Annotated in this window: 16 protein-coding genes; 7 read left to right on the forward strand and 9 right to left on the reverse strand. The window is 60.8% G+C overall.

Annotation, left to right across the window (positions count from 1 at the left end; translation table 11 throughout):
* Positions 1-124 precede the first annotated feature (124 nt).
* Entirely contained in the window at positions 125-904 is a 780-nt protein-coding gene (locus M0H32_RS09015; RefSeq protein WP_248153247.1) for a phosphatase PAP2 family protein, read from the forward strand.
* A 12-nt stretch (positions 905-916) separates the two neighbouring features.
* On the opposite strand, the gene M0H32_RS09020 is transcribed toward M0H32_RS09015, so the two are convergent.
* Positions 917-1,177 carry a hypothetical protein gene (locus M0H32_RS09020; RefSeq protein WP_248153248.1) on the reverse strand — a complete coding sequence of 87 codons (261 nt, stop codon included), beginning with the start codon at positions 1,175-1,177 and terminating at the stop codon, positions 917-919.
* Between the two features lie 90 nt (positions 1,178-1,267).
* Positions 1,268-1,726 (reverse strand): low molecular weight protein-tyrosine-phosphatase, encoded by a 459-nt coding sequence (locus M0H32_RS09025; protein ID WP_248153249.1) that lies wholly within the window; start codon positions 1,724-1,726, stop codon positions 1,268-1,270.
* 153 nt (positions 1,727-1,879) lie between these two features.
* Here M0H32_RS09025 and M0H32_RS09030 point away from each other — a divergent pair, with 153 nt between their 5' ends.
* Positions 1,880-2,179, forward strand: coding sequence for a 4a-hydroxytetrahydrobiopterin dehydratase (locus M0H32_RS09030; protein ID WP_248153250.1), 300 nt, complete (start codon positions 1,880-1,882; stop codon positions 2,177-2,179).
* A gap of 5 nt (positions 2,180-2,184) precedes the next feature.
* Here M0H32_RS09030 and M0H32_RS09035 read toward each other — a convergent pair whose 3' ends face one another.
* Entirely contained in the window at positions 2,185-2,442 is a 258-nt protein-coding gene (locus M0H32_RS09035; RefSeq protein ID WP_425607307.1) for a sulfurtransferase TusA family protein, read from the reverse strand.
* 265 nt (positions 2,443-2,707) lie between these two features.
* Between M0H32_RS09035 and M0H32_RS09040 the strand changes: the two genes are divergently transcribed.
* From M0H32_RS09040 to M0H32_RS09060, 5 genes are all read left to right on the forward strand, one after another.
* Positions 2,708-3,490, forward strand: coding sequence for a substrate-binding periplasmic protein (locus M0H32_RS09040; RefSeq protein WP_248153251.1), 783 nt, complete (start codon positions 2,708-2,710; stop codon positions 3,488-3,490).
* Between the two features lie 30 nt (positions 3,491-3,520).
* Complete coding sequence (locus M0H32_RS09045; protein ID WP_248153252.1) at positions 3,521-4,072, forward strand: DUF924 family protein; 552 nt, start codon at positions 3,521-3,523, stop codon at positions 4,070-4,072.
* 508 nt (positions 4,073-4,580) lie between these two features.
* Complete coding sequence (locus M0H32_RS09050) at positions 4,581-4,919, forward strand: P-II family nitrogen regulator (RefSeq protein ID WP_248153253.1); 339 nt, start codon at positions 4,581-4,583, stop codon at positions 4,917-4,919.
* Positions 4,920-4,939: 20 nt separating this feature from the next.
* Positions 4,940-6,280 (forward strand): ammonium transporter, encoded by a 1,341-nt coding sequence (locus M0H32_RS09055; RefSeq protein ID WP_248153254.1) that lies wholly within the window; start codon positions 4,940-4,942, stop codon positions 6,278-6,280.
* Between the two features lie 314 nt (positions 6,281-6,594).
* Positions 6,595-7,815, forward strand: coding sequence for an ammonium transporter (locus tag M0H32_RS09060; RefSeq protein ID WP_248153255.1), 1,221 nt, complete (start codon positions 6,595-6,597; stop codon positions 7,813-7,815).
* A 53-nt stretch (positions 7,816-7,868) separates the two neighbouring features.
* Here M0H32_RS09060 and M0H32_RS09065 read toward each other — a convergent pair whose 3' ends face one another.
* The 6 genes from M0H32_RS09065 to ccmD all read right to left on the reverse strand — a co-directional run bounded on the left by M0H32_RS09065 (position 7,869) and on the right by ccmD (position 12,365).
* Positions 7,869-8,552, reverse strand: a complete 684-nt coding sequence (locus tag M0H32_RS09065; RefSeq protein ID WP_248153256.1) for an HAD family hydrolase — start codon at positions 8,550-8,552, stop codon at positions 7,869-7,871.
* 56 nt (positions 8,553-8,608) lie between these two features.
* A complete protein-coding gene (locus M0H32_RS09070; RefSeq protein WP_248153258.1) occupies positions 8,609-9,433 on the reverse strand; it encodes a carbohydrate ABC transporter permease in 825 nt (274 codons plus the stop codon).
* Positions 9,434-9,461: 28 nt separating this feature from the next.
* A complete protein-coding gene (locus tag M0H32_RS09075; RefSeq protein WP_248153259.1) occupies positions 9,462-10,355 on the reverse strand; it encodes a cation diffusion facilitator family transporter in 894 nt (297 codons plus the stop codon).
* A 269-nt stretch (positions 10,356-10,624) separates the two neighbouring features.
* Positions 10,625-11,398, reverse strand: a complete 774-nt coding sequence (locus M0H32_RS09080) for a DUF1223 domain-containing protein (protein WP_248153260.1) — start codon at positions 11,396-11,398, stop codon at positions 10,625-10,627.
* Between the two features lie 152 nt (positions 11,399-11,550).
* Positions 11,551-12,186: a DsbE family thiol:disulfide interchange protein gene (locus M0H32_RS09085; RefSeq protein ID WP_248153261.1), complete on the reverse strand. Its 636-nt coding sequence runs from the start codon at positions 12,184-12,186 to the stop codon at positions 11,551-11,553.
* Positions 12,183-12,365 (reverse strand): heme exporter protein CcmD, encoded by a 183-nt coding sequence (ccmD, locus tag M0H32_RS09090; RefSeq protein WP_248153262.1) that lies wholly within the window; start codon positions 12,363-12,365, stop codon positions 12,183-12,185. The genes M0H32_RS09085 and ccmD overlap by 4 nt, the downstream gene beginning before the upstream one ends.
* Between the last annotated feature and the right edge of the window lie 4 nt (positions 12,366-12,369).

Here is a 12,369-nt window from a genome sequence, read left to right on the forward strand (position 1 = left end):
GCAGCGGGGGATTGGATAGGGCAGCCGGATGCGCTAAAGAGCAGCCATGAAGCCGACCCGACCCGTTAATCATAATCTGAAGTTGTCTCTTGGTAAAACAGCCAAGTGGTGCCTGGCTCACCCGATGCCGGCGGTCGCTGGGCTCGTCGCTGTTGTATCGCTGTTTTTCCTGGCGTTTCCGGCGGTTGACCCCTGGGCGAGCGGGCTGTTTTATTTCGGCGAACAAGGCTTTGCCGCGCAGGACAACGCTTTTCTGCGCGATGTCCGCCATCTCGGGCCGTTTCTCGTCCGTGTGATTGCGGTGACCTGTGTGGCGGTTCTGCTTTTGAAACTGCTTGTGCCGGGGCGTGCTCCAATCCTGCCGCTGCGCCAGCCCTTGTTTCTGCTGTCAACGCTGATCCTGGGGCCGGGGGTTCTGGTGAACCTGGTCCTGAAGAACAATTGGGGCCGGCCGAGGCCGCGCTCCGTCGAGGAGTTCGGTGGCGACCTGCCGTTTCAGCCGGTGTGGAAGATCACCGATCACTGCGACAGCAATTGTTCCTTTGTGTCCGGCGAGGCGTCGGCGGCCATGTGGCTGCTGGCGACGGTGTTTTTGCTGCCGGCAAGCTGGCGCAGGGCCGCGCTGGGGTTTTTGGTGCCTCTCGGGCTGATCCTGTCGGTCAACCGGGTTGCCTTCGGTGGGCATTTTCTGTCGGACACGCTGATCTCCTGGGGGCTGACTCTGCTGGTCATTCTAGGCGTCCATTACCTGCTCTACCGCAAGACCCCGCCGCTGGTCTCCGACCAAGAATTGGACGAATGGTTCACAAAGCGGGGGCGAACGCTTCAGCGGACCGTGCAACGGGTGTTGATCCGGGGCCGGCGGCTCATGCGTGGGGCTGTCAGAATGTTCGTGGACAGATAAACGTGGCGCGCGCTATTTCTTGCGCGGCCGGGTGCGCTTCAGGATCCGGGCAAATTGCAGAGGAGACCGGTCCTCGACCCAGGTGATCGCATGGTTCAAAGGTTGAGTCTTGCGGCGCCGGCTGCGCAGCATGCGCGCGGCATTCCGGCTCGTGCCGACAATAACGATCATGCCGAGCGCCAGCAGCGGGACGCCGGTCGGAATCGGCAACCACACCGTTGCCAGGCCGGCAAGGATCAGGACCGCCGCAAGGGACCACCACAGAAGTTTCATCAGTCATGCCAGGGAAGGAACCAGGACAGCTTCCAATATAGCTGTCTTTACGTCGAATTTATGAAGGCACCGCGGACGCTTGAGACGCGGTCAAGTCTTTCCTTCCAGGGAAGTCAGCAGATCGGCGCAACCGCTGCGCACCAGCCGAAACACCAGCTCGAACCCGTCCGCGCCGCCGTAATAGGGATCCGGCACGTCCCGGTCCGGTGTCTCCAGCAGCAGGCGCAGCCGCGCCTGTTCGCCGCCAGCGCGGGTGCGCAACGTCGCGAGATTATCCCTGTCCATCGCCACGATCGTGCGGAAGGTCTGGAAATCCTGTTTGCGAACCTGTCGGGCGCGTTGCATGCTGATGTCGATCCCGTTTCTGGCGGCGATGTCGATCGAGCGCGGATCGGGCGGATTGCCCGCATGCCAGGCGCCGGTGCCGGCGGAATCGATTGTGTACCGGCCGGTCAGACCCGATTGCTCCACAAGGGCCCGGAAAATGCCCTCCGCCAGAGGCGAGCGACAGATATTGCCGAGGCAGACAAACAGAACCGCGTGATCCAAAGACTTTCCTTTCTCAGATCCGGCAAGAACCTGCCTTGTTCGAAGCGTCATTGCAAACAGGCGGCACAGCATCGTCGCCTTCGGCCTGTCATGCGGGTAAGGTAGCGGTTGGGGGCAAGCTTGGTTACAGGCGACACCGATCAGGAGGACCAGATGGCAGAACGACTGAAACCGGAAGACCGGGCCGCAGGCCTCAATGCTCTGCCGGATTGGCATATGTGCGAGGGCAGGGAGGCGATTTCAAAGGCCTTCAGGTTTCGCGACTTCCGCGAGGCTTTTGCCTTCATGACGCAGATCGCGCTGGTGGCGGAAAAGATGAACCATCATCCGGAGTGGTCGAATGTCTATCGCAGCGTTGATATTACCCTGTCGACTCATGATGTCGGCGGGCTGAGCGATCTGGATCTGAAACTGGCCGCGACGATCGACAAGATCGCGGGCCGCTACGCTTGAAGCGGTCAGTTCCCCTTGGTGAGGACAAAACGATGACCACCGTCAAGGCGTTCGGCCTCAACGAGGGTATGGCCGTTCTCGCTGCAGAAATGCGGGATGTCGATCTCGGCCATCGGGTCGGTGGTGAGCACGGTCAAGCGGTCGCCATTGCTCAGACGTGTCAGGGCTTTGCGGGTTTTGAGAACCGGCAAGGGGCATTTCAGTCCCTTCAGATCAAGCATTGTTTCCGTCGACACGCGTCTTAACTCCAGCCCAAAAAGCATTAAGATCACAACTTTGCAGCGCGATCTGCATTCATACAAGATTAGGAAGTCAAAACTAGGTTGTTTTCGTGCGTTCCGGCAAAATTCGGAGCGGGTCTATGGAGTGCGCACCGCTGCGGGATGACGTTCGGCGGGGAGGAATCCAAAAAGGGCAATCGACAGCGGCCTAGAATAGGCTGGCATCAGCGTCCGGGTCGTCCTGCGGCAGAGGCAGAGTGTCTAAATGAGAACGGGTCTTTTGAAAGTCGTATGTCTTGCGACTTTAATGCTGGTGTTACACGGCAACGCGACCAAAGCCGAACCGGCCGAAATCAAGCTCGTGACCCAGAGTTTCGCCCCGTTGCAGTGGGACAATGACGGCCGGCCCGACGGTTATGTCACCGCCTTTCTTCTCGAAGCCGCCGAGCGGGTCAATCAAACCGTTCCCGTTACCGTCAGTGCTTTTGAATTCCTGCCCTGGAAGCGGGCCATGCTGATGGCCGAGTCCGTTCCCAATGTGATGTTCTTTTCGCTGTCCCGTACACCTGAACGGGAAGACAAGTTTCTCTGGTTGGACGAGGTGTCGCCCTACGGCCAGAATTTCTACCAGTTGGCGACACAGCCGAACATCGAGGTCGAGCGCATCGAGGAGCTGCGCGATCTGAATATCAAGATCGGCGTTCAGGATGGCAGCAATCTGCTGGCTTATCTGAAAGGCCTGGGCTTTGAGGGATCGGGCACGCTTGTGCCGATCACGGACTTCCATCAGGGCATTGAAATGCTCTACCTTGGCCGGATCGACCTGTTGCCCCTGACCGGCTTCCTGGCGGAGGCCAGCGCCTGCAAGCAGGGCTATGACGGCAGCCAGTTGCGGCCGGTGATTTTTGTCGAAGCCCTGGCCAAGCCGCTCTGGGCGGTGTTCAGCAAGGGCACGAATCCGGACCTGGTCGATGCGTTCCGGACGGAAATGGCGGCGTTGAAGGACGAGGGCTTTCTGGAGGCGCAGATCCAGGAGCATCAGGCCAACTGGCAAACGCTGGCCTGTGGTGCCGTCACGGCCGGCAAGTAGTTTCTCTTTATCGATTTGGATCCCGGAATTATGAGCAAGCAGACTTTGTCTCCTTTGGATGTGCTTGATTTCTGGTGGCAGGCGGGCGCCGCGAAATGGTTTGCCAAGGACGACAAGTTCGACAAGCGCTGCAGACAGACATTTCTGGCGGCGATTGAGGCTGCCGCCAAAGGCGACCTGGACCATTGGCTGGAGACCGCCGATGGCGCGCTGGCGCTGGTGTTGTTGCTCGATCAGATGCCGCGCAATGTCTATCGCGGCACACCGGCCGTGTTCAGTGCGGACAAAAAGGCGGTCGACATAGCCGAGAAAGCTCTTGCAAAGGGGTATGATCGCGCCTTCCCCAAGGATGGCCGGGCCTTCTTCTATCTGCCCTTTGAACATTCGGAAAACATGAGCGACCAGGCTCGCTCGGTCGATCTGTTCCGGGTGCTGGGCGATCAGGAGTATTATCACTACGCCCTGGTGCATATGGATGTCATCCGGCGGTTCGGACGGTTTCCGCACCGCAATGCAGTGCTTGGCCGGGACTCCACGCCGGATGAAATCGCCTATCTGGAAAGCGGCGGTTTTTCAGCCTGAGCCTATACGCAAAGCATATCCCGGCACTCCAGTCATAATAGGCGAGGCCCCGTCCATTGGGCTTTGCCAGGCGCTTGCCCGGCAGGCGCCGATCGTGGCATGCGCTAATGCTGCATCGCACCTGAAACAGAGATAATTGCCGCATTTTTGAGCGGGATTGGCGGATGCGCCTTGATTGCCTATTTTTTTGGCGTCAAATTTGGGCGTGATGCAAAAATAGGCAAAAAATCTGCCTGAAAAGCCATCAGCGCTACGTTGGTCTATGTCCCGTTAACGGTTCTGTTGCGGTGCAAAACGGCAGGATTCCGCCATCCCTTCGCAAAAAATACCAAGTTGGCACGGTCCTTGATTAGTAAGCGCCGACACCGGCCCGGGGCCACGCATGTGGTTGAGTCAAAGACCTGAGACGATCCTTCCAGAGGGGAACGCAAACAGGCACGCAATCCGGGCTGGTAGGCCGAGCTTCTTCGACGGGAAGAGGCGTTAAGCAAGGGGAATGGAACGAGCAATGAAAATAGTGATGGCCATCATCAAGCCGTTCAAGCTCGACGAAGTGCGCGATGCGCTGACCAGCATCGGCATCCAGGGGCTGACGGTGACGGAAGTGAAGGGCTATGGCCGCCAGAAGGGGCACACCGAAATCTATCGCGGCACGGAATATGCCGTCAGCTTCCTGCCGAAGCTGAAGATCGAGGTCGCTGTGGACGCTGCCTCTGTCGACAAGGTTGTCGAGGTGATTTCTGGCGCCGCCAAGACCGGTCAGATCGGGGACGGCAAGATCTTCGTCCATTCGATCGATCAGGTCGTGCGCATTCGTACCGGCGAAGCCGACGCCGAAGCTCTCTGATTTAGGTAAGGAAACGTATCATGAAAAAACTTGTCGCTAAGGGCGCGACGACGCTGGCCTTGCTCAGCCTCACGGCTCTGCCGGTGCTTGCCCAGGACACTGCTGCGGCTCCGGAAGCCGCTCCGGCCGTGTCTCCGGAAGTCGCTTACATCTTCAATACGCTGCTGTTCCTGATCGGCGGTTTCCTGGTCATGTGGATGGCCGCGGGCTTCGCCATGCTGGAAGCCGGCCTGGTCCGTTCCAAGAACGTGTCGATGCAGTGCCTGAAGAACATCACGCTCTACTCGGTCGCCGGCATCATGTTCTGGATCACCGGTTACAACCTGATGTATACCGGCGTAGACGGCGGTTTCATCGGCTCCTTCGGACCGTATTCCTTTGACGCTGTCGGCGGCAACGCTCTCGACACCGGCTATTCCACCGCGTCCGACTGGTTCTTCCAGATGGTGTTCTGCGCCACAACGGCCTCGATCGTCTCCGGCACGCTGGCCGAGCGCATCAAGCTGTGGCCCTTCCTGATCTTCACCGTCGTCCTGACCGGCTTCATCTACCCGATTGCCGGCTCCTGGCAGTGGGGTGCGGGCTGGCTGTCCGAAATGGGCTTCTCCGACTTCGCCGGTTCGACGCTGGTGCACTCCGTCGGTGGCTGGGCCGCTCTTGCCGGTGCCATCATCCTGGGCGCGCGTAAGGGCAAATACGGCGCGGACGGTACCGTTCATCCGTTCCCGGGCTCCTCGATGCCGCTGGCAACGCTGGGCACCTTCATCCTGTGGCTCGGCTGGTTCGGCTTCAACGGTGCGTCGCAGCTTGCCATGGGCACGATCGGTGACGTCTCCGACATCTCCCGCATCTTCGCCAACACCAATATGGCTGCCGCTGCCGGTGTTGTCGTCGCCGTGATCCTCACCCAGGTTCTCTACAAGAAGGTCGACGTGACCATGGCCCTCAACGGCGCTCTGGCCGGTCTGGTCTCCATCACCGCCGAGCCGCTGGCTCCGAGCGTGTGGCAGTCCGTCTTCATCGGCGCTGTCGGTGGCGCGATCGTGGTCTTCGCGGTGCCGATGCTCGACAAGCTTAAAATCGACGACGTTGTCGGCGCTATCCCGGTCCACCTGCTGGCCGGTATCTGGGGCACCCTCATCGTGCCGCTGTCCAATGGCGATGCTTCCTGGGGCACCCAGATCGTCGGTATCGCTGCCTACGGCGTGTTCACCCTGGTCGCTTCCGCAGTCTTCTGGATGATCCTGAAAGTTGCCATGGGCATCCGGGTCTCCGAAGAGGAAGAGGCTCTCGGTCTCGACAAGGTCGAGGTCGGCGTCGAAGCCTACCCGGAATTCGGCATCGGTTCCGGACGCCTCTAAGGCCTGGCGTCCGACAAAAATCTCCCAGGCGGTCTATTGGCTCAGACCGCAAACTTGGAAAGCCCGGGGGCAACCCCGGGCTCTTTTTTGTTCCGCGCGAAGGCGGGGGCATCGGTGTCTGCATAAAAACCGGACACTTGATCAATATTTAATCAGACTGGTCCGCTCCTTTTTGTGTCATTGATTGAAATGTGCCGTCAAAATCGGCAGAAAACAGCCTTTTTTCCGGTCACTTGCCCAAGTGGCATGCTTTTTGTGTGTTGCGGCTTCCGAAACGCATAAACAAACGGCAAATTGCCTAACTGGGGGTCAAAATGAATTCAAGCGGAGTGGGCGGGGACGTCTTTTTCGTCCTTGTCGGGGCTATTCTTGTGTTCGCCATGCATGGCGGTTTCGCGTTCCTGGAAGTCGGCACGGTCCGGCAGAAGAACCAGGTCAACGCACTGGTGAAGATCCTTGTCGACTTCGCCTTGTCGACCGTGGCCTATTTCTTCGTCGGCTATGCCGTCGCCTATGGCACGACGTTCCTGGTGAATGCGGCGACACTGTCCGGTGGCGGCGGCGGCTTCGAGCTACAGGGGCTGACGCTGGTCAAGTTCTTCTTTCTGACCACCTTTGCCGCAGCCATTCCGGCGATCATCTCGGGCGGAATTGCCGAACGCATGAAGTTCTGGCCGCAATGTCTGGCAACGGTCGCCCTGGTCGGTATCGTCTATCCGCTGTTCGAAGGCCTGATCTGGAACGGCAATTTCGGCTTTCAGGGCTGGCTCGAGGCAAGCTTCGGCGCCGGGTTCCATGATTTCGCTGGCTCTGTCGTCGTGCACGCGGTCGGCGGCTGGATCGCGCTTGGAGCCGTTCTTCTGCTCGGCGCCCGCCGCGGCCGCTATGACCGCAATGGCCGTCCGATCGGCATTCCGCCCTCGTCGCTGCCCTGGCTAGCCCTGGGTTCGTGGATGCTGTGCGTCGGCTGGTTCGGTTTCAACGTGATGACCGCGGCTTCGCTGGAAAGCGTCTCCGGCCTGGTGGCGATCAACTCTCTGATGGCCATGGTCGGCGGCATCCTGACCGCGCTTGTGGTCGGCAGAAACGACCCGGGTTTTGTCCATAATGGCGCGCTGGCCGGTCTGGTCGCGGTCTGCGCCGGGTCCGACATCATGCATCCGGTGGGCAGCCTCGTGGTTGGCGGTGTTGCCGGCGCGGTCTTCGTCATCGGCTTCGAGATCTGTCAGAACAAGCTGAAGATCGACGATGTCCTCGGTGTCTGGCCGCTGCACGGCATTTGCGGCGCCTGGGGCGGCATCGCCGCCGGTTTCTTCGGCCTAGAAGCCCTTGGCGGTCTTGGCGGGGTCTCTCCGGTGTCGCAGATCATCGGCACCGTCCTGGGCGTTGCCTACGCGCTCGGCGCGGGATTTGTCGTCTACGGCGCCTTGAAGGCCGCCATGGGTCTGCGCCTGTCCCCGGAAGAGGAGCATCAGGGCGCCGACCTGTCGATCCACAAGATCAGCGCCAATCCGGAACACGATCTGGGCCGGTAGGCCTTGAAACAGCGGCGCGGTCGGCTTTGGACAAGCCGTTCGCGCCTTGCTGTTCAGGCCGCTGTCGCGTCACGAAGCAGCAGTCCCGCCAAATCGTCATGACTGTCGACGACGCGATGGGCGCCGGCGGCACGCAGTTGCTCGGCATGGCCGTCATGGCTGTGGCCGCCGCCGACAAAACCCCACACGGTCATGCCGGCCGCAAGCCCGGCCTTCACACCATTGGCACTGTCCTCAATGACCAGCGTCGCGGCCGGCGCAACACCCAGCTTTTCTGCCGCGAACAGGAACAGGTCCGGCGCGGGTTTGCCGTTCGGGACCTGCTCGCCGGAATAGATATGCGGGTCGAAATAGGAATAGAGGCCTGTCTGCTTGAGCTTGTGGATCAGGCGGTGCAGGCGAGAGGACGAGGCCACCGCACGCGGCCCGTCATGGGCCTCCAGAAGCTGTTTGATGCCGCTGATTTCGGTCAGTTCCCGGCTAATCCGGTCCAGAGTGGCGGCGTCGAGATCCGGACCGAAACTCTCCGGCAGCGGCCCCTTGCCGAGTGCCCGGTAATCCCCGTCGAGCGCGGCCCAGAAATCATCGCTGCCGAGGCCCTGGAACCGGTCCATATACTCGTCCAGGGCATACTCCAGGCCGATCCTGGCCAGATGCTCGCGTTCGACATCGACATAGATCTTTTCCGAATCGACCAGAACGCCGTCGCAATCAAACAGGATCGCTTCAAAAGCCATGCTTGCCTTACTTTCCAAGTGGTTAGGGCCGCTCCATACGATAGGGCCGGTCCAGTTTAGTGTGAACCGTCGAACAGTCCTTTAACGACCTGACGTTGAAACAAGATGACAAGCAGGGCCGGTGGCAGGATTGCGACCATCGCAAGCATCACCCCGCGCGTGCTCGATGTGCCGAAAAACTGCATGCCGCGGACCAGCGTGTAGGTGCTTTCCTCCGAGGTCACCATGACCGGCCACAGATACTGGTTCCAGCCGTTGACAAACAGCACCAGGAACAGGGCGGCGGCGGTTGGCATGGACAAGGGCAGCAGGATGTCCTTGAAGAACTTCAAGGGACCGGCGCCGTCCAGCCGCGCCGATTCCAGAAGCGTGTCCGGCACGGTCAGCAGGAATTGGCGGAAAAACAGGGTGCCGAGGCCGGAGGCCGCCAGCGGCAGGATGAGGCCGGCCCTTGTGTTGACCAGGCCCAGTTCGGCGACCACCGCATAAGTCGGCAGGAAGCGTGATTCGAGTGGCAGCATCAGGGTCAGAAGCAGCACGGCGAAAAGGGCGCTGGCAAAGCGGACCCGGAAATAGATCAGCGCGTAAGCGGCCAGCAGCGACAGGACGACCTTCAGCCCGGCAAATCCGGCACCCAGAAGAAAGGAGTTCCAGAGCATAGTCAGCGCGGTGACATCGCCTGAGAAGCCAGCGCTGGCCGTCAGAAATTCGCGGTAATTCTCGAGTGTGCTGCCGCCCAGATCCAGGCGCGGTTGCACCCGGCCGGCAGCGTGGGTGGTCGCGGCAAACAGGGAATAGACCGGCAGAAACATGAACAGGGCGCCGGCAATGAGAATGAGATGATCGGTGACTTGTGCGGGCCAGCGGCGCCAAGACGGCATGAACGACCTTTCCTGAAAACAGCGTATGTTAGAGGACAACAATACCGGAATGCTTGGCCTTGTGTTCAGGCTCGACGTGAATGGTGATGCGTGCGCCCGGAACATCGTCGGCGATGGCTACCTCGATGCGGTCGCAGATGTCGTGGGCGTCCTTGACCGACAAGTCTCCCGGAACAACCAGGTGAAAATCGACGAAGGTCGAGCGGCCGGCGATCCGGGTTCTGAGGTCGTGCGCCTCGAGCGCGCCTTCACCGTGTTCGGAAATCAGCAGCCGGATCTTTTCCAGAACTTCTCCGGACGCAGCCTCATCCATCAGGCCGCCGACGGACTCCTTGACCAGCTCCCAGCCGGACCACAGAACCGCCAGTCCGACAAGGATGGCCAGGGCCGGGTCAAGCACTTTCCAGCCGGTCAGCATCACAAGGACGACACCGGCGAGCACGCCGACGGATGTCACCACGTCGGTCATCAGGTGTTTGCCGTCGGCGACAAGGGCCGGTGAGCGGGCTTTGCGGCCATATTGCATCAGGAAGCGCGCCCAGCCCGCATTGATCAGTGCGGCAACAACATTCATGGCAATCCCGGGCAGCGAATAGACCGGACTGTCGCCATGGATCAGGCCGATCCAGGCTTCGCGGAAGATCGACAGGGCGGCGAGCACGATCATGACGCCGACAAGCACGGCGGCAAAATACTCGACCTTGTCGTGACCATAGGGATGGTTGCTGTCAGCCGGTTTTGCGGCGAACCAGACGGCGGCCAGCGCCGCGATGGAAGACGCGATGTTGACCGTGGTTTCGAGGGAATCGGAGAACAGGGCAACCGAGCCCGTCAGCAGGTAGGCGCCGGTCTTCAGGCCGAGCACGATCACGCCGACAACGATGCTCAAAGCGGCAATCCGGAGCTTGCGGCTCAGGTCCATGCCAGTCCCCCCAAGGACGATCCAGGTTCGACCGGATTTCCGCCCGGAGCGGCGGAAATCAAAGGTTACGGCCGTTCGTGATGGCGGGACCGTGTTTCCTCCAGAGGAAGAGGCGGTCCACCGCGCGGTGGCCGGGCCGGGCAAGGGGTAGCAGTTTTTGCGCCGCTGGCAAGCCGTTACCTGCGCGCACTTTCTGGATTTCAGGGGAACATTGACTTTCGGTCACACCAAATGCGTGTCACAGGCGCTAGGCGAAGGAGGCGCGGCGGTCAGGAACCGCCGTGCCAGTCCATCACCGCGGCGCCGATGATCGGCCCCGGGCCTTCCTGATCCTCGATCTGCACCAGAACCGCGCAGCGGGCATCGCCCTTGAGCATCAGTTTCGATTTCGGCATGCGAAAGGTTTCCTGGCCGCCCGACCACATGCCCATCGGCTGCAGATGCTGGACCACGTTGACGTAGCGGATCTTGCGGCCGGCATTCTCGCCGCGGCCGATGTCCACCAGGGCTTCTTCCTTGATGCTCAGGAAATAGATCGTCGCCATCTTGCCGCCCCTGGGCAGCGCACCATCGACGGTTGCCTGAACCACCATGTCCGAGATTTTCATGTCGACCCTGGCCATAAACGGCTCCGTGCGGGTCAGGGCGGCGCGGACATCCCGCTCCCGGCTGCCGACCACGTGCTCTTCGCCGTTGATGACCATCTGCGGTGTGTAGACGGAGCGGTCGCCCCGGCGCGCCGCATAGGCCCGCTGACGCTGGGAATGGGCGGGACTGGCGAGCGTGTCCTTCCAGCCGAGATAATCCCAATAGTCGACGGGCAGCACCACCGTCAGGATATCGTCTTCCTCACTCACCAGCCGTTCAGCCAGATGATCGGCCGGCGGGCAGGACGAACAGCCCTGGCTGGTGAACAGCTCGACGACCTTTTCGGGCTGGGCGCTTGCCTGTGCCGAGGCGGCGGCAACAGCAAATATTCCGGCGACGATAACAGATCCGGTTCGGAAAGCTCGGACGGCTTTCCGGGACAGTCTTCCCACCATTTGGCTCTTTCCCTTGTTAGATTGCCCTCAAAATATGCAAAGGGGCCGTCAAGCGCGAGTCACGAGCCGGTGACTTTGCCGGATTCCCTGTAAATTCTCGGAAATGTGAGAAGGTCTGTTTTTTCGGTGTTGGCCGGGAATGCGGGTTTCGATCAGCCGCCCGCCATCACTTTTTCAAGTTCCGGCAGGAACACCTCGGTGTAGGTCGACGGGCTCAAGGGGCCGATGAACTTGTATCGGATCATGCCCTTGGCATCGACGATGAAGGTTTCCGGCACGCCGTAGACGCCCCATTCGATGGCGGTGCGTCCGGCGGTGTCTGCGCCGATCCGGTCGTAGGGATTGCCCAGGCTGCCGAGAAAGCGCCGGGCATTTTCCGGCTTGTCCTTGTAGTTGATACCGAGCAGCTGAATGCCATCGACCTTCGCGAGATCCTCCAGCAGCGGGTGTTCCTGGCGGCAGGGCACGCACCAGGACGCGAACACATTGACCACGGAGATCTTGCCGGCGAAATCCGCATGGCCAAATCCCGGCACCTGAGCGCCGTCCGCCAACAGGCCTTCGACAGGGGGCAGGTCAAATTCCGGCGCCGGCTTGTTGATCAGCGCGGACGGGATCTTCTGCGGGTCGCCGCCCAGGGTCAGCTGGAACAGGAACAGGGCCGCCAGGGCCGCGAAGACGACAAGCGGAAGCAGCACCAGCACCGGAAACTTGCGTTTGCTGGAGGTGTTGTCTCGCGATTTTGCCGGAGTGGCCCCGGTATTGGCCTCGGTGTCGGGTGCCGTCATGACGGTGTTGCGTCCTTGCCGTCCGGCCGGGCGCGGGAAATCCCCTGCGCGGCGAGTTCCTTCAGGGCTTTTTCCTGGTTGGCCTTGTCGATGTGCACCCAGGCGATCAGCCCGATCACGGTTGCAAGGCAGAGGCCGTAGGAGGCGATGATGAAACCGGCGTGCGGTCCGAGATCCATGAGA

Origin of the sequence: Roseibium sediminicola, from assembly GCF_023156505.1 — a bacterium.
Classification (GTDB): domain Bacteria; phylum Pseudomonadota; class Alphaproteobacteria; order Rhizobiales; family Stappiaceae; genus Roseibium; species Roseibium sediminicola.